The organism is Bacillus sp. JJ1562 (genome assembly GCF_036962705.1).
Classification (GTDB): domain Bacteria; phylum Bacillota; class Bacilli; order Bacillales; family Bacillaceae_L; genus Ferdinandcohnia.
Window position 1 is genome coordinate 37,949 of the sequence record NZ_JBALOQ010000046.1, and the last position, 17,503, is coordinate 55,451.

The 17,503-nt window shown below is 37.1% G+C and carries 17 protein-coding genes and 1 pseudogene; 15 read left to right on the top strand and 3 right to left on the bottom strand.

Translation table 11 applies throughout. The features are described from left to right. Window positions 1-127 precede the first annotated feature (127 nt). The 3 genes and pseudogenes from V7097_RS21885 to V7097_RS21895 all read left to right on the top strand — a co-directional run bounded on the left by V7097_RS21885 (window position 128) and on the right by V7097_RS21895 (window position 1,686). A complete protein-coding gene (locus tag V7097_RS21885; RefSeq protein WP_335705759.1) occupies window positions 128-328 on the top strand; it encodes a cold-shock protein in 201 nt (66 codons plus the stop codon). A gap of 144 nt (window positions 329-472) precedes the next feature. Next, a pseudogene (locus tag V7097_RS21890) lies at window positions 473-1,172 on the top strand (polysaccharide deacetylase family protein). 67 nt (window positions 1,173-1,239) lie between these two features. Then, window positions 1,240-1,686 carry a DUF6376 family protein gene (locus tag V7097_RS21895; RefSeq protein WP_335705760.1) on the top strand — a complete coding sequence of 149 codons (447 nt, stop codon included), beginning with the start codon at window positions 1,240-1,242 and terminating at the stop codon, window positions 1,684-1,686. A 46-nt stretch (window positions 1,687-1,732) separates the two neighbouring features. On the opposite strand, the gene V7097_RS21900 is transcribed toward V7097_RS21895, so the two are convergent. Continuing rightward, window positions 1,733-3,217, bottom strand: a complete 1,485-nt coding sequence (locus tag V7097_RS21900; RefSeq protein WP_438824270.1) for an aldehyde dehydrogenase family protein — start codon at window positions 3,215-3,217, stop codon at window positions 1,733-1,735. Between the two features lie 386 nt (window positions 3,218-3,603). Between V7097_RS21900 and V7097_RS21905 the strand changes: the two genes are divergently transcribed. The 10 genes from V7097_RS21905 to V7097_RS21950 all read left to right on the top strand — a co-directional run bounded on the left by V7097_RS21905 (window position 3,604) and on the right by V7097_RS21950 (window position 12,944). After that, window positions 3,604-5,733, top strand: a complete 2,130-nt coding sequence (locus V7097_RS21905) for a BglG family transcription antiterminator (protein ID WP_335705761.1) — start codon at window positions 3,604-3,606, stop codon at window positions 5,731-5,733. Between the two features lie 26 nt (window positions 5,734-5,759). Further along, window positions 5,760-6,197 (top strand): PTS sugar transporter subunit IIA, encoded by a 438-nt coding sequence (locus V7097_RS21910; RefSeq protein ID WP_335705762.1) that lies wholly within the window; start codon window positions 5,760-5,762, stop codon window positions 6,195-6,197. A 1-nt stretch (window position 6,198) separates the two neighbouring features. Continuing rightward, window positions 6,199-6,465 carry a PTS sugar transporter subunit IIB gene (locus V7097_RS21915; RefSeq protein WP_335705763.1) on the top strand — a complete coding sequence of 89 codons (267 nt, stop codon included), beginning with the start codon at window positions 6,199-6,201 and terminating at the stop codon, window positions 6,463-6,465. Between the two features lie 24 nt (window positions 6,466-6,489). Beyond that, window positions 6,490-7,785 (top strand): PTS ascorbate transporter subunit IIC, encoded by a 1,296-nt coding sequence (locus V7097_RS21920; protein WP_335705764.1) that lies wholly within the window; start codon window positions 6,490-6,492, stop codon window positions 7,783-7,785. A 99-nt stretch (window positions 7,786-7,884) separates the two neighbouring features. Further along, the gene (locus tag V7097_RS21925) at window positions 7,885-8,877 is read left to right on the top strand and encodes a phosphotriesterase family protein (protein WP_335705765.1); all 993 of its coding nucleotides are present in this window, start codon (window positions 7,885-7,887) and stop codon (window positions 8,875-8,877) included. A 13-nt stretch (window positions 8,878-8,890) separates the two neighbouring features. Next, window positions 8,891-9,640: a creatininase family protein gene (locus V7097_RS21930; protein WP_335705766.1), complete on the top strand. Its 750-nt coding sequence runs from the start codon at window positions 8,891-8,893 to the stop codon at window positions 9,638-9,640. Continuing rightward, window positions 9,609-10,334 carry a KDGP aldolase gene (locus tag V7097_RS21935; protein WP_335705767.1) on the top strand — a complete coding sequence of 242 codons (726 nt, stop codon included), beginning with the start codon at window positions 9,609-9,611 and terminating at the stop codon, window positions 10,332-10,334. Before V7097_RS21930 ends, V7097_RS21935 begins: the two co-directional genes overlap by 32 nt. Beyond that, on the top strand, window positions 10,335-11,069 hold the full coding sequence (locus V7097_RS21940) for an SIS domain-containing protein (RefSeq protein ID WP_335705768.1): 735 nt from the start codon (window positions 10,335-10,337) through the stop codon (window positions 11,067-11,069). It abuts the gene before it with no gap. A 177-nt stretch (window positions 11,070-11,246) separates the two neighbouring features. Further along, window positions 11,247-11,993, top strand: coding sequence for a copper homeostasis protein CutC (locus tag V7097_RS21945; protein WP_335705769.1), 747 nt, complete (start codon window positions 11,247-11,249; stop codon window positions 11,991-11,993). Window positions 11,994-12,191: 198 nt separating this feature from the next. Continuing rightward, window positions 12,192-12,944: a DUF6904 family protein gene (locus tag V7097_RS21950; RefSeq protein WP_335705770.1), complete on the top strand. Its 753-nt coding sequence runs from the start codon at window positions 12,192-12,194 to the stop codon at window positions 12,942-12,944. A gap of 118 nt (window positions 12,945-13,062) precedes the next feature. On the opposite strand, the gene V7097_RS21955 is transcribed toward V7097_RS21950, so the two are convergent. Next, window positions 13,063-13,947 carry a hydroxymethylglutaryl-CoA lyase gene (locus V7097_RS21955; protein WP_335705771.1) on the bottom strand — a complete coding sequence of 295 codons (885 nt, stop codon included), beginning with the start codon at window positions 13,945-13,947 and terminating at the stop codon, window positions 13,063-13,065. Then, window positions 13,940-14,614, bottom strand: coding sequence for a GntR family transcriptional regulator (locus V7097_RS21960; RefSeq protein WP_335705772.1), 675 nt, complete (start codon window positions 14,612-14,614; stop codon window positions 13,940-13,942). The genes V7097_RS21955 and V7097_RS21960 overlap by 8 nt, the downstream gene beginning before the upstream one ends. 209 nt (window positions 14,615-14,823) lie before the next feature. Here V7097_RS21960 and V7097_RS21965 point away from each other — a divergent pair, with 209 nt between their 5' ends. Together V7097_RS21965 and V7097_RS21970 are read left to right on the top strand one after the other, a co-directional pair. Further along, window positions 14,824-15,459 carry an isochorismatase family protein gene (locus V7097_RS21965; RefSeq protein WP_335705773.1) on the top strand — a complete coding sequence of 212 codons (636 nt, stop codon included), beginning with the start codon at window positions 14,824-14,826 and terminating at the stop codon, window positions 15,457-15,459. Beyond that, window positions 15,452-17,500, top strand: coding sequence for a hydantoinase/oxoprolinase family protein (locus V7097_RS21970; protein WP_335705774.1), 2,049 nt, complete (start codon window positions 15,452-15,454; stop codon window positions 17,498-17,500). The genes V7097_RS21965 and V7097_RS21970 overlap by 8 nt, the downstream gene beginning before the upstream one ends. The last annotated feature ends 3 nt before the right edge of the window (window positions 17,501-17,503 follow it).

Consider the following 17,503-nt stretch of genomic DNA (forward strand, 5'->3'; position numbering starts at 1 on the left):
TGTTATTCTAAGTAAGAATTATCTTTGTTCTTTTTCAGATTAAGAATGTATTTTGTTTTTCGTCTAAGGTTTTTGAACAACAGATAGTAACACATGTGTGGATAATCACACTAGGAGGCAAATTATAATGGAACAAGGTAAAGTTAAGTGGTTTAATGCAGAAAAAGGTTTTGGATTCATCGAGCGTGAAGGTGGAGAAGACGTATTCGTACATTTCTCAGCAATCCAAGGCGACGGCTTCAAATCTTTAGACGAAGGTCAAAGTGTAACATTTGATGTAGAACAAGGACAACGTGGTCCTCAAGCATCTAACGTTCGTAAAGCTTAATAACAACCATTAACAGTAAAGGGGTGTACCGATTTCGGTACGCCTCTTTTTATGTTGGGGAACCAGAGGGACGGTTCCTGTGGTCCGATTTGGAACCACAAGAACCGTCCCCGTGGTCCCTAAAAATTTAAAAGGAAGTAAACGATGAAAAGAAAATTAGTGTTTAGTGGTCTCCGTAATTTTAATTGTTTTTCTTGTGTTATTTGGAACGTATAGGTTAATGAATTCTAGGTCATTTCAATTATTTGGAGGGCTCACACAGCAGGTTGAAACGGATCAAAAGGTGGTTGCACTAACTTTTGATGACGGACCGACTGAAAATGTGGATGAAATCCTTCCGCTATTGGAGAAATATGATGTGAAGGCCACCTTCTTTTTAATTGGACAAGATATGGAAAAATATCCGGAACAAGCTAAGAAAATTGTGGAAGCTGGGCATCAGGTTGGAAATCACACGTATTCTCATAACAGAATGATCTTCAAATCGTCTTCATTTATAAAGGAAGAAATAGAAAAAACGGACGAACTCATCCGTGAAGCGGGGTACGAGGGGGAAATTGATTTCCGTCCACCAAACAGTAAGAAACTTGTCGGACTACCTTATTATCTTTCTAAGCAAGGCAAAGATACGATAACGATGAACATTGAGCCAGATACGTATTACTCAACCACCCGGGACAGAGTAAAATATGTAAGAGAAACGATTCAACCTGGATCCATCATCTTGATGCATCCAATGTATGATGATATTGATAGAGTAGTAGAAGAAATCGAAGGAATTATCCAAACTCTTCAAAAAGAAGGATACACTTTCGTTACGGTAAATGAGCTCCAAAATTTGTAAGCAAAAAAATGAAACCTTTGTACGTTTTGAATCGTATAAAAGTTATGCCATAAACGGAGGGGATTTTTTGAAGAAACGTTTTTTAGCCTTTTCGCTAATTGGGTTGCTATTTTTAGGGGCTTGTTCCGTCCTTGACGATGTTAATAATACATTAACGTATGTGAATGAGGCAACAGATTATGTCAATGAGGTGAGTACCTTTGTTAACGAGGCTCCAACTCTAGCAGAACAGGCTGTTACTGATGAGCAGGCTCTAGCCGATCTCGAGACAATGCTTACGGGAATGCAGGATGATATGGGAACCTTCAACTCACTACAGCCACCAGGAATGGCTGCCGACCTTCATCAGCAAATCGTAGATTATAACCAACAAGCGGAAGAAGGCATTAACGTAATTTTAGATAATATCGAGAATGGACAAATTGATCCAGCTCTTTTTGAAAATAGTGAGGTATTTCAAACCTTACAGAACGTAACCAATACAATTGATCAAATCCAACAATTGGGCGAATGAAAAACGTGGCGCATCCTTATATAACGGGTGCGCCACTATTTTTAAATTAAAAAGGATATTTCCGATCCTTCGTTTGAACAGAAACCCATTTCGTAACGGTGTATTCTTCAACCACCCAAGGATTTCCAAATCTACCTAAACCACTTGCTTTATTACCGCCAAACGGGATGTTTGGTGAATCGTTAACTGTTTGGTCATTTAGATGTGTCATGCCACTGTCAATTTGCAATGCTAATTCTTCTCCACGGTCAAGATCGCTTGTAAAGATCGCCGAGCTCAATCCGTATTCAGTATCATTTGCTATTTCAATAGCATCTTCGTCCGTTTCAGCCTTAATAATAGTAGCAATTGGAGCAAATAATTCAGTTTGTGCTAGTTTGCTAGAGCGATTAACATCTATAAATACATATGGTGTTAAAACGTTGCCAATACGCTGACCCTCAAGGGCTAATGTTACTCCATCTTTTTTAGCATCTTCAATAGATGCAATTGCTTTTTCGAGCTGACGTTCATTGATAATCGGGCCAATAATCGTCTTTGGATCACGTTGGTCCCCATAAGGCACAGCTTTTGCTTTTTTTACAAATTTTTCAACAAACTCCTCATAGACATCCTTATGGACAATCATGCGGTTGATAATCATACAAATTTGTCCCTGATGAATGAACTTTCCGAAGATGGCGGCATTAACTGCCTGGTCAACATCAGCATCAGAAAGCACAACAAAAGGGCTGTTTCCACCTAATTCAAGTGCAACTCGCTTTAAATGCTGTCCCGCAATTCCACCAATATGACGACCTACCGCAGACGAACCGGTAAAGCTAATTAGTTTAGCATGCTTGTTAGTTAGCATGGCATCACCAATTTCATTAATATCCGTTAACACAACATTTAGTACACCCTTCGGAAGACCAGCATATTCAAAAGCTTTGGCAATAATTGAACCACCTGAGAGTCCAACCTGAATATCTGGTTTGTGAACAACACTGTTCCCTAGTGCAATAGCAGGTACAATCGCCCTCAATGATAGATTCAGAGGGAAATTAAAAGGGGATATGGTGGAAATAACCCCTAATGGTAACCTGTAAATATGGTTAAGCTTTTCTGGTGAACCAGGAATTTCCTTTACCTTATAGATTTCATCTGCATATTTAATAGATTCCTGTAAGATATCAAGCGCAAGATGATGTTCAATATTGCTTTTTAAAATACTTCCACCTGTTTCAAGATTAAGGATTTCTACGATTTCATCATGATTATTCTTTAAAAACTCAGCGGCCTTTTGAAGAACTTCTCGGCGTTGCTCGACAGTGGATTTAGCCCATTCTTTCTGTGCGTTTTTTGCCATTTCGAATGTCTCATCAACTTGAGCCTTCGTCGCCAACTTGACCGTTGTAATAACGGAGCGATCAAAAGGATTTAGAATATCATAGGTCTGGTCGCTATTTCCTTCAATCCACTCACCGTTAATAAAGCTTTTACTAGTATCCGCATTGATCAGACTATTCGTCAATTCTTTAAATTGCTGCATGTAAAGACCCCTTTCTTATAAAAAAATGATAACGTTTACATATGACTTTGAAGCAATTATATCAACTTTTAAAAATTTGAAAAGACTGTTGTTGCTCTATGTGGAACAAACTGTAATTTTAGGAAAATATGTTGAATAGTTCAATTGTCATACTGATTTATTCATTTTAACTTTCTGCTTTTAGTACTTTTCCTTTGATGAGATTAATGGATAAGATTTTTTTACAGTGAGTTTTAAGTAATTAGTCCAATTTTGCACATTGGTTTGGACATCATTTGGTCTCCACATTCGTAAATATAGGGGGTATAGTATAGACAAGAGGATGAAACATCCTATAAAAACTACTTTCTTGCACGAACTGTTAGTAGTGCAAAGGGGGTGCTAGCATGTCTTTAGATCAACGAAGTACGGCATTACTATCATATCTGCTGAATACTGGATCATTTGTACCATTAAAAGAAATAATGGAGAAATTCAAGATTTCGAGACGAACAGTTTATTATGATATCGAAAAGATAAATGGATGGCTTGAGGACAATAACTTAAAACCAGTAGGTCAGGTCAGAGGGTTAGGATTTGGTCTTGACCAGGAAACATCCAAGCATATACCGGAAAAGATTAAACTGGTCAAATCTTGGCAATATGAATACTCTGCAAAAGAAAGAAAAGGTTGGTTAGCCCTATATTTATTGGGAAGGGATTCTCCTTTATTTTTAGAGGATTTATCTGAAAAAGTACGAGTTAGTCGAAACACAACCATTGAAGATCTCAAGGTGCTAAAAGAAGAAATAGAGAGATTTCGCTTAACACTTGAATTCGAACGGAAGACGGGTTATCGAATCATTGGTCAAGAAGAAGATAAACGAAAAGCAATAGTTTATTATCTTTCGAATGTTCTTCCGAATGTGGGTTGGCAAACGATGTTGTCCAAAATCACAACAATGCTCAACTTAGCAGGTTCAAATATAGAAGATAGACTAAATCTTTTTGAGTTGGAACAATTGAAGGCGGTTCAGACAATTGTTGCAGAAAGTGAAACGGATCTTAATGTCCAATATACGGATGACTTCTTCTATAGCTTAACCTTTCGATTTATATTTTTTGGCAAACGATTAATGCAAGGAAAAGAAATAAGGATAGATGATATAGAAAAAGAGGTCTTGACTGAAACAAAAGAATATAAGGCAGCATGTAAAATCGCTCAGAAACTTTCGTATGTCTTTAATGTAGATTTTCCACATGATGAGGTACTATATATTACAAAACATTTGTTAAGTTCCAGGGTACAGTCTTCTCAAGGAGAATTTCAAGAAAGTGAAAATACAGAAACACATGTTTTAGCGAAAGTTGTACCTAAAATGGTTACCGATTTTCAGAAATATGCTTGTGTTTTTCTAAAGGAAAGAGACTTATTGGAAAGAAACTTACTATTGCATGTGAAGCCGTCCTTCTATCGGATAAAATATGGCCTTGAAGTCGAAAATCCTGTGGCTGAGCTTATGAAAGAAAAGTACCCAGATGTATTTTTATTGACAAAAAAAGTGATTCATCATTTAGAAAATGTAATTGGAAAAAATGTTAATGAAAATGAAATTGCTCTAATTGCCATGCATTTTGGCGGTTGGATGAGAAGAACAGGTGTAACTCCTGCTATTCGGAAAAAAATGCTGATTGTTTGTGCAAGTGGTGTCGGTACGTCGAAACTACTCGAACATCAACTGGAGGGACTTTTTTCTACAATTGATATTGTAGGAAGTGTATCCCTGCGTAATTATGAAATCAATGATTATGAAGTTGACTTTGTTGTTTCGACGACTCCACTAACAAAAAAAGATGTACCTGTTTTTGTGGTAAGTCCAATTCTTACAGAGGCAGAAAAGGAAAGTCTCTTAAAAAATGTAAACGCTTTGGTTGGAACAAATGTGATTGAGCAATCAACCTCTGTTGAAGGGTTAATGGAGATTATTAAAAAACATGCAACAATCAGGGATGAAGAGGATTTAGAAAGAGAAGTACGAAAATACTTCTCAAAGCATCAATCAAAGATCGTTGTATCCACAAAACCATCTTTACATCAATTGCTAACAAAGGATTACATTCAGATTAAAAAGGATGTTAAGGACTGGAAAGAAGCTATTAGAGTAGGAGCTATTCCTTTACTTGAAAAAGGTAATATAACCGAAGAATATATTCAATCTATGATAAACACGATTCTCCACTTAGGACCTTATATAGTAGTTGCTCCGAAAGTGGCAATCCCACACGCTAAACCAGAGAATGGTGTAAAAAAATTAGGAATGAGTATCCTTTGCTTAGAAAAAGGGGTTAAATTTTCAGAATCCGAAAAACATGAAGTAAATCTTCTTATTGTATTAGCAGCAATTGATGGGGAAACGCATCTTAAAGCATTGTCTCAACTTACAACAATGTTTTCTGAGCCAAAGAATGTTAATAAAATGGTTGAAGCAAAATCAATTGAAACCATTTTACAAACAATCGAAGCATATTCCATTTAATCCAAAAGACAAAGGAGAAATATTTCATGAAATTTTTAGAGGAAGGCCTTGTTGCGCTTGATGTATTTGCATCGTCGCCTGAGGACACAATCAAGCAAGCAGGGAATCTACTAGTAAATGAAAACGCTGTAGATGAATCATATGTTGAGGCGATGATTCAATCCTATAAGAAAAATGGTCCCTATTTTGTACTTGCACCAAGCATTGCCTTGCCGCATGCGAGGCCAGAAGATGGGGTAAACGAAGCATCTGTATCATTTATTCGGCTAAAGGATCCTATCGCATTTGGCAGTGAATTAAATGATCCAGTCAAGTTTGTATTTGCTTTAGGTGCATCATCAAGTGATGAACATCTTCAAATATTACAAAAGCTAATCATGCTTTTGAATGATCAAGAAAATGTCAAAAAATTAGAGGAAGCTACAAATTATCAACAAATAAAAAAAATTATCGGGGGAATGTAAAATGAAAATTTTATGTGTATGTGGTTTAGGTCAAGGAACTAGCTTAATTTTACGAATGAATGTTGAAACTGTGTTACGTGAACTAGGGTTGCAAGCAGATGTAGAAAATACGGATGTTTCAAGTGCTTCTAGTGAACGACCAGATTATATTATTACCAGTAACGAACTAGCACAATCATTAGATGGTCACTCTTCAAAAGTCATTATTGTGAATAACTACTTTGATATGAATGAAATTAAAACAGCTTTACAAAGTAATATCAACTAAAAACAAAAAATGGGGGAATAAGCAATGGAAGCAATTCAATGGATGGCGACCAATATATTTGGTGTACCTGCAATTTTGCTAGGATCTATTGTTTTACTTGGTTTACTTTTACAGAAGAAATCTACTAGTCAAACGATTAGTGGAACTTTTAAAGCAATGATTGGATTTTTAATAATCAATGCTGGTGCTGGGGTTATTGTAGGAGCGCTAACTGTATTCGAACCAATGTGGAAGGAAGTATTTGGACTAGAAACAAGCTCATTTGGAAACTTTTTAGGTCAAGAAGGATTTGGTACGAAATACGGTTCAGCTGTTACTCTTGCTATGTTTATCGGATTTATTATTAACGTATTACTTGCCCGTTTTACAAAATTCAAATACATCTATCTAACAGGACATATGATGTTCTGGACCACAATGATTTTTGCCGGAATTATTATTGATGCAGTCGGTGACGTTTCATTTTGGAAACTAGTAATCTTCTTATCCATCTTTATGGGAGTTTATTGGACATTCCAACCTGCAGTTGTACAGCCATTTATGCGTAAAGTAACAGGTAATGACAGTATTGCTTTGGGTCATACTTCTGCTGTCGTAGCCCTTTTAGCAGCATTACTTGGAAAAGTTCTAGGTAATAAGGAAAATGATTCAGAGAAAATTAAATTACCAAAAGGACTTGAATTTTTAAGGGATTCAAATGTAATTACAGCCTTAACAATGGGAATATTATTCTTCGTGGGTGCTGTCATTTTAATGACAAAAGGTACTCCTGGTGCAGATGAACTTATTGCACAATCGGGGGATCAAAACTTTATCATTTATTCTATTATTCAATCATTAACATTTGCTGGTGGTATTGCTGTTGTATTACTAGGGGTAAAAATGTTTATCGGTGAGATTGTACCCGCTTTCAACGGTATTGCAACAAAACTGGTTCCAGGTGCTAAACCAGCACTAGATTGCCCGGTCGTATTCACATTTGCACCGAACGCTGTAATCCTTGGTTTCTTAGGTGCATTTGCTGGGGCTTTAATCTGGTTGGTGATTTTAGGTAACGTAGTCGCATATGTGTTTGTCCCAACAATGATCGTATTATTCTTCCATGGAGCAACAGCGGGAGTATTTGGCAACGCAACTGGAGGAGTACGCGGAGCGCTTATCGGTGGTTTTGTAACAGCAACAGTAGTTGCGTGGGGACAATTTCTAACGGTTAAATTCCTAATAGATTCTACAATCCCAGATACTGCAATGTGGGCAGCAGACTCTGATATGTTTGTACTTGGTCCAATTGTAAAGGCAATCGCGCAGCTTTTATTCTAAATTGTATAAAACCGGCATGTATAAGCATGTCGGTTTTTTAAATCAATTACTTTGAACCTATTATTATATGTTTTTTTAAAAGTAGCAGGAGGGACTATCATGAGCTTTATTCGAACATTAAAAGGTGATATTAAACCAGAAGAACTAGGATTTACCTATTCACATGAGCATATTGTATGCAGACCAGATTACTGGGTTCAACGTGGTGTAGATGATTTGTTACTCGATGATAAGGAAAAATCAAAAAAGGATGTCGAAGATTTTAAACAGTATGGAGGAAAGACAATTGTTGACGCAACTGCTATCGATTATGGCCGGGATGTTCAAGCCGTAAAAGAAATCTCTGATGAAACAGGTGTTCAAATTATCGGAACAGCTGGTTTTAATAAAAGCTTTTTATGGGATGCAAGAATTAAGGAAGAGCTTAAACCTATTATCGGCGATTATGAGACATATGCCGAATGGATTGATAAGACGCCTATCAATAAGCTAACTGAATTTGTGATTCGTGAAGTGGAAGAAGGTCTTGAAGGTACCCCGTTTAGAGCAGGTCAAGTAAAGTTTGGTACAGGGTATAACCGTATTACTCCTTTAGAAGAAAAAACATTACGGGCTGTTGCAAGAGCCCATAATGAAACGAAAGCACCGGTACATTCACATACAGAGGCAGGAACGATGGGGCTAGAACAAATTGAGCTACTAAAAAGTGAGAATGTTAATCTCGAATACCTTAGTCTAGGCCATATGGATCGAAATCCAGATCCTTATTACCATGAGCAAATTGCAAAAGCTGGAGCGTACTTAAGCTTTGATGGAATTGCGAAGATCAAATATGCACCTGAAAGTACAAGAATTCAATGTATTTTAGATCTTGTAAAAAAAGGATATGAAAATCAAATTCTAGTAAGCGGAGATACCGCCAGAAAAACTTATTATAAACATTATGACTACGGATTAGGTCTCGAGTATATTATTGCGAAATGGGTTCCACGCTTCATCGATGATGCGAATCGCCAAGGCTTTGATGGAGAAAAACTAATCCATAAGTTTTTTGTTGAAAATCCAGCAAGATGTTTTTCTTTCAAGAAGTAAAGGGGGTACAACGATGCTTTTTCAAAACGAAAATTCTTTCGAGGTTAAAGAGAAGATCGAGCAAAGTAAAATTGCTATTTTGCCAATAGGTGCTGTAGAAGCCCACGGTCCACATCTTCCCCTTGGGACAGATAACTATTTAGCGGAGCGAGTGTCAGAAAGGGTAGCTGAAAGAACAGGAGCATTTATATTGCCTACTTTACCATATGGCCAAGTGTGGAGTTTGAAGAATTTCCCTGGCAGTATCAACATTAGTAATGAATCATTAATTTCACTATTAGTTGACATGGGAGTTAGTTTATATGAGCAAGGCTTTCGAGTGTTTGCAATGATAAATGGTCATTTAGGCAATGCGGTTGCTTTAAAAGAGGCTGCAAGAAAGTTATTTCAGCAATATCCAGATTTTAAAATTCTATATTTATTTTACCCTGGTACGAAAAAGGTGACAGAGGAAGTAAGAGAAACAAATTCCTCACATGCAACTTATTTTCATGCTTGTGAAATTGAGACCTCCTATATGCTCTACTTAGCTGAGGAGTTTGTTGATATGTCAAAAGCAATAACCGACATCCCGATTATTCCAGCGAGTGCAGATGTTACTCCAACACCATGGGAGGAATTTACAAACTCAGCTGTCCTGGGAGACGCAAAGCTTGCCACAAAAGAAAAAGGAATGAAAATTATAGATGTTGCCATCGATAACATGGTGAAATTGATAGAAGGTGCAAAAAATGAAATTAATGGAACTAAAGAAAATAGATAATTTTCTTATATTTAATTTTTTAACAAAGGATAAGCGAAATGCTAAGGAAATCATGGAAGCAGGTAAAGGATATATTGTGCCTGGAATTGTTTCATCGGACTTTGTGAGCATTGAGGACGGAGTTAAAAAGGTAAATGAGTTAAAGGAAGTAGCTGATGTGATAAGCATCGGTCTTGGAGAAAATGGGAACCCCGCAAACTGGGAAAAAGTGTTAAAAATAGCTGAAGGTTCCCAGCCTGGACATATCAATCAACCCTTTGTGAAGACGAGTTATTCAATTGGATACTTGAATTCAAAAGGAATAGATCAAGTGGTAAATGGATTAGTCGCTCCTTCAGGAAAAGTTGGGTTTGTTACACTTTCTACTGGAGTGGAAATGAGAGTTGAAGAATTAGTAGAACTAGCTCTGGGAATGGGAATCGAATCTATTAAATTTATGCCCCTAAAAGGGAAAACACATCTTGAGGAGTTAGTTTATCTATGTAAAGTCGCAGCAGATAAAGGATTAAAGGCTGTTGAGCCAGCGGGTGGCATCTCCTCTGAAAATATTGTAGATATTGTAAATGCAGTACGTCCTATTGGAATTCCTGTATTTATGCCACATGTGTTCGGTTCAACAATTGATAAGGAAACGGGAAGAACAATCCCAGAAGAGGTTGAAAAAATCATTAAATTGGTAATGGAGGATGAATAAATGCTTACACAATTTTTTGACAAAGTAAAAGATAGATTAAATGTTGTAGAAAACACTGAGAAGGAAAATCTACAAAAAGCAGCAGAAAAGGTAGCAGAATCGATTCAAAACGGAGGGATCATTCAATTATTTGGATGTGGGCATTCCCATATATTAACAGAGGAAGTGTTTTACCGTGCAGGTGGGCTTGTGCCTATTAAACCTATTTTCATAGAACCACTCATGCTGCATGAAGGTGCCCTACGTTCTTCACAACTAGAAAGACAGAATGATTATGTTGGAGAATTTCTTAAGGATCAGGAAATCCAACCACAGGATGTCGTATTTGTATTATCAACTTCAGGTAGAAACCCGGTTCCAGTCGATGTTGCTAACGATGCAAAAGCGAAGGGTGCCTATGTGATTGGAATTACATCTTTAGAATATTCCCAAAGTCAGCCATCAAGACACAAGAGTGGAAAGCATTTGTATAATTCCGTCGATTTAGTTATTAACAATCATTCTGTTAAAGGAGATGCTATTCTTTCATATGAAAAGGTACCAATCCCATTTGCACCTACTTCAACAGTTGTCGGATCTGTTTTGTTAAATGCTATTTTTGCGGAAGCAATTAAAATCATGGCAGATAATGGATTTGAGCCACCAGTTTTCCTAAGCGGTAACATTGATGGTGCAGATGAACATAATCAAGAGGTAATCAAAAAATATCAAGTAAGGATACCTTTATTGTCATAATAGCAATTAATCGTTTATGAGTTTACGAAGATTAATTACGATAATTGAATGAAATATCATAAGAGCTTAGGGGAGTTTCTCCTAGGTTCTTGTTTTACCTTATTAAAATGCTGGGGTTCATCATTTAATTTAGAATAAATTAGTAGGAAAAATCAAATTGAATTGGGGGATTTAAATATGAATAGAATTGCTGAAATATGTTGTGGTAGTTTGGAGGATGCCCTAATTGCAAAGGAAGCTGGTGCTAATCGAATAGAGCTTAATAATGCTATGTTCCTACTTGGATTAACTCCTTCCATAGGGACAATCAAGGAAGTAATATTAAATTGCAATATACCTATCGTTGTAATGGTGAGACCGCGCCCAGGTGGATTTTTTTATAATGATTTCGAATTCAAAACGATGCTATCGGATATAGAAGCTATTCTGGACTTAAATATTGAAGGTATCACCTTTGGTTGCCTAGATGAGGATTGTGAAATAGATCTAAAAAAGAACAAAATAATAGTAGACATGATTCATAAAAAAAATAAGGAGGCTGTATTTCATAGGGCATTTGATTGTGTAAACGATCCTTATAAGTCTATTGAGGAATTAATTGACTTGGGGATAAAGAGAGTTTTAACAAGTGGATTAACATCAACGGCGTTAGAGGGTTCGGAATTAATAGCAGATTTACAGTATAAATATGGGGATAAAATTGAGATATTGGCCGGTGGTGGTGTCAATAAATCTAATGCCTCAAATTTAATTAATAAAACCGGTGTTCTACAATACCATAGTTCATGTAAGGGCTGGAGGCATGATCCAACTACTGTTGGTAATGTTTCATTTGCTTTCGCAGAACATCCCCATCAAGCCGATTATAATGTAGTGGATCCTATTGTAGCCACTGAATTCGTAAAGGCAATAAAGAATTTATAAAACCAGTTATGGATATGTTTGTAAAATAAAGACGGTGAAGGAAAATCACCATTCGAGCTTTTTCTGGTTTTTCGGGTGGTCCTAGGGAGGAAGGATCAATCTTTGAAAAAAATCCTAATGCTGAATTACCGTGAAGTTGTCGACTATCAACCCTTAAGTTAAAATAAAAGGTATTCCAACAATAAAGAGGTAGATAGAATGATATTTCTCGAAAATACACCCAATTTAACTGGAGTTTCGGTATATGGGGATCAATTTGATTTAGATAAATTGTACGAATCCCTACATACGATTGTTGGGGAAGAGGGAGAATATCCTGCTTATGAAAGTGCGCGTTTACGCGTGTTAGGGGTATGCTATGAAATTCGTCACGCAATAATGGGCGATAGAAAAATTAGTTTAATCGACAATGGGATGACACCAGAAATAATGAAATTTCATTCCCTTATCGCACCGAAACATAATGCCTATTTAGGCTTTAACGTCCTTTGGCCGGAGCTATTGTTTGTAACGATGGCATTAAATGATTTTGTTAAGCTCCATGCCAGAAAGGTTTCAAAAGGTAATTACTATGAAACCCTTGATCATCGTGCAATCTGGGATTCTTCAATCGCGTCTGTTCGAAGTTTTCAAGCTGCAATAGCAACTCACCTGTTGAATTCGATACCCGAAACATCACATATCCGAATCCTAAGATTAATGAATCCAACTTATACTACATTTGGTTCCTATGCAACGCAATATTTAGACAAACTCAACGGTAAATTCATTAGGATGACAAAAGAAAAACGTGAAAAAAGCATTACCGTTATGGCAAAACGAATTGCTGAACAAGGGGAAGACTACCAGAGTGTAAAGTCTGATGTGCTAGAAGCTGCGAGAGAATATAACTGCTCAATTACCGAAATACAACCAATAAAAGATGAGTATCCCGACGATTTTGATTGGTAACCAGGAGGAAAACGTGTCCAAACAACTCTAGGTAGTCGGTGGAAATGCACGTCCTAAAAAACTATTAAAAGGGAAAATCCCATAATAGGATTTTCCCTCACGCAAGCTATTTAATCTACTACGCAATCCCAGCCTTCATCAGCATTCCATCAAGTGAGCGTTCCATTTGTTGTTCCATCCATAATGCAGTCTGAATTAGACCTTCTAGATTAGCAGTGGTTTCAATTCCCATTCTTTCAAACATATTGATCATATCTTCCGTACATACGTTTCCAACAGCTTTAGGGGCAAATGGACATCCTCCAAGACCAGCAATTGACGAATCAAAACGGCGGATTCCAGCCTGGTAGCCTGCCAAAACATTCGCTAGTCCAAGACCTCTAGTGTTATGAAAATGTAGTCCTAGCTCGATATCATTCTTGAATTCTTTTTTAAAGGTCTTTACAACGTCAATAACTTGTGAGGGATTTGCAAGCCCTGTAGTGTCTGCCAATGTTATTCCCGTAGCCCCCGTAGATACAAATGCTTCTGCAACTTTCAATAAATTCGCAACAGGTACTTCCCCTGCAAATGGACAACCGAAGGACGTGCCTAATACACCGACAACAGTTTTATTTGATGAAACGCCTTCGGAAATTACTTTTACCAACTCTTCAACTGACTGTGCCACAGTTCGTTTCACATTTTTAAAATTAAATTCATCACTTGTTGCAGTTACAACATGAAGTGCATCAACATTCGTTAGCAAGGCGCGTTCAAGTCCGGAGCGGCTGAGTACAAGACCTGCATAACTAACACCATCGATCCTTGGAACTTGCTTCAAAACTTCTTCTGCATCTGCCATCTGCGGTACTATTTTTGGATTTACAAAGGAAACTGCCTCAATTGTTTTAATTCCACTTTTAATAAGCTTTTCAATAAGTTGGACTTTTTGATTTGTTGATAATAATTTTTTTTCATTCTGGAGACCATCACGAGGACCGACTTCAACTATATCAATCATATGTTTCTCCTTTCGACAATTCTTCTTTAATATCATCTAAATGCTTTAACACATGATCCCTACCAAGATAAATATGCTCCTGCATGGCAATTTTTGCTCTTTCAGATTCTCGGTTTTGAATAGCTTGTAAGATTGTTTTATGGACTTCGAGTGAACGTTTCATCTCATTCGTGTCGTACCAGTAAAATGAGCGAAAAACTAAAGGCACAACAACGACCTTTGAAATATGAAAGCGGAGATGTTCATTTCGTGATGCTTTTAAAATAGCTTCGTGAAACTCTTGGTTCACCTTAACAATCTCATATACTCTTGAAATACCGGGTTTACCTGCCTGTAAATCAATGATCTCTCCATATTTGATATTTGCTCCGATCATTTTCTGGACATCCATATCATTGCGATAATACGCTGCCTGACCGGCTGCATAACTTTCTAATAATGCTCGTAAATCATAGATTTGTTGAATATCCTTTTTGGTAAAGTTGCGAACAATTACGCCTCTTTTTAATGGAGTAATTAATCCATCCGATTCGAGTTGTTTAATAGCTTCGCGGATGGGTGTTCTACTTATATTTAATTCCTTTGCTAAAGATTCTTCGGTCAGTCTTTTCCCAGGTTCATATTTTCCTGTAATGATTGCGTCTTTGATATATGTTAATGGATCCATTAAAAACACCTCGTATTCATTGTATACAAATAATGATTCAGATTCAATTGATGATTCTGATAATTTTAAAATTTGCTTAAAAACCAAGAAAATTTAGATGAAAATCCAGCTTTAAAAACTATTTTTTGTATTATTAGAAAATTCTGTTGATTCTTTGTATACAATGGTGATAATATATTTATAGTTGTAGAAATTGAAAGGAGGATAACATGGGAAAAGAGCAATTTAAGGGTTTCGGAAAACAATCAGGTATGGGAAAGAAACCTGCAATTATCGTGGTCGATTTTATGAAAGGGTTTACAAATGTAGAATGTGCCCTTGGATCTAACTTAGATGACGAAGTTAAGGCTACAAAAGAGCTTCTGGATATTGCTAGACAAAATGAAATTCCAATTATCTTTACCACTGTTTGCTATGAACCACATTATAAAGATGGTGCTTATTTTATTGAAAAGGTCCCAGCTTTAAAGGTTTTAACGCAAGGCAGTGTGTGGGCTGAGATTGACGAAAGACTTGAAAGGAGGGAAGACAAAGAAGCACTCATTGTAAAGAAGTTTGCAAGTTCATTTTTTGGTACAAATTTAGCCTCAATATTAGCCTATGAAAATATAGATACTACTATAATAACTGGTTGTACGACTTCTGGATGCGTACGAGCAACTGCAGTGGATGCTCTTCAACATGGTTATCGTGTAGTAATCCCGGAGGAGTGTGTAGGCGACCGATCCCAAAATGCACATGAAGCTAATCTATACGATATCCAAACGAAATACGGGGACGTTGTCAGCGTTGAATCTGTTAAAAATTATTTATTAAATGTGAGAGGGGATATAAGCCATGTATAGAGTCGCAGTCGATGTAGGAGGAACATTTACAGATATTGTCCTGCAAAATGAGGAAACTGGTGAGATTTTCGGTACAAAGACGCCTTCGACAACTCAAGATCAATCAATCGGTCTAATAAATGGGATTAAAAAAATATGTGAGGAAAGTAATGTTGATATTTCCGAAATTCGTTCTATTATCCACGGAACAACAGTTGCAACGAACGCTGTGTTGGAAGGAAAGGGCTCTAAGGTTGGTTTAATCACCACCGAGGGTTTTGAACAAATTTTACATGTGGCTCGCTCTTGGACACCTGCTCCAATTAGTGCCTGGATGGGTTTTCTTAAGCCGGATCCACTTGCAGATTTAATCTATACACGCGGGGCAAAAGAAAGAATGACCGCAACTGGTGATGTCTATACTGAACTAGATAGAGAAGATATACACAATAAAATCTCAGACCTCTACAAACAAGGTGTAGAAAGTTTAACAATTAGTCTATTAAACTCATATGCCAATCCACTACATGAACTTCAAATAAAAGAAATCGCTGAATCAATTAATCCTGATATACCTGTTACAATTTCACATGATATTTTACCTGAGTTTAGAGAATACGAAAGAACATTAACAACAGTAATGAATTCTTACGTTCGTCCTCCAATGCAGCGTTATCTAAATAATATTTTAACAAAAATTCAAGCAGAAGAAATTAATAGCCGTGTAAGCATTGTTCGTTCCGATGGGGGATTAATGAGCGTTCCTGCAGCATCATCAAGACCAGTACATACAATGCTTTCTGGACCTTCTGGTGGAGTTACTGCATCGGCAATGATTGGGGTGCAAACGGGTTACAGAAATGTTATTTCCTTTGATATGGGAGGAACTTCAACAGATGTGTCATTAACTTATGACGGAAATCCAAGAGTCTCGAGAGAAACAAAAGTCGGTGTATTCCCAGTGAAAGCTCCGTCTCTAGAGGTAGTAAGTATTGGAGCGGGAGGCGGTTCAATCGCACATGTTCCATTAACAGGAGCCCTACGTGTCGGCCCACAAAGTGCGGGTTCTGAACCAGGACCAGCTTGTTATGATCGTGGTGGAGAAGAACCAACAGTTACGGATGCAAATGTGGTCTTGGGATATTTACCACCGAGTCTAGTAGGCGGAGAAATGAAATTAAGTGTTGATAATGCAAAGGCTGCAGTTAGAAAAATAGCTGAAAAACTTGATGTAGATATATATAAAGCTGCAAAAGGAATCTACGATATTGTAAATGAAAATATGTACGGTGCCACTCGTGTTGTGTCTGTAGAAAAGGGCTATGATCCAAGAGCGTTTTCGCTATTAGCATTGGGCGGTGCTGGTCCATTACATGCAAATGCAATCGGTAAATTGTCCGGAAGTTTCCCGATTATCGTACCTCCAACACCCGGAGTGCTTTCGGCATTAGGGTTTTTACAATCTGTGATTCGTAATGAGTACTCAAAAACATTCATTCATACTTTGAGCCAGTTAGATTCGCAAACACTAGTTTCCGAGATTACTACTCTTGGAGATGAATGTAATGACTGGCTAGGACAAGAAAATGTTGCAGAATCAGATCGTACTATTAAATACGAGGTCGATGTTCGTTATTATCGTCAAGGACATGAAATTCCTATCGTGATACAGCTTAGTGACATTATTGAGAATGGATTAGTTTCTATTAAAAATCGATTTGACCAAATTCATGAGCAAGCATACGGTTTTAAGATGGAAGCAGAAGTCGAAATTGTAAATATTCGTGCGGTTGCCATTGGTAAAGTAAATTCACCTGAGCTACCTATTAATGAAGTGGGGAATGAAGACGCTACCCATGCAATTATAGATCCGAACCATCAGGCATATTTTGATGGTCAGTTTGTGAAAACGCCAATTTACGACCGTAATCTATTAAAACGAAATAATAAAATTGTTGGTCCGGCAATCGTTACACAAAAGGACAGCACAACCTTAGTTTTACCTGGAAATATCGCTGAAGTCGATGAACATATGAATCTTTTAATTAAAGAGGAGGTATAAGTT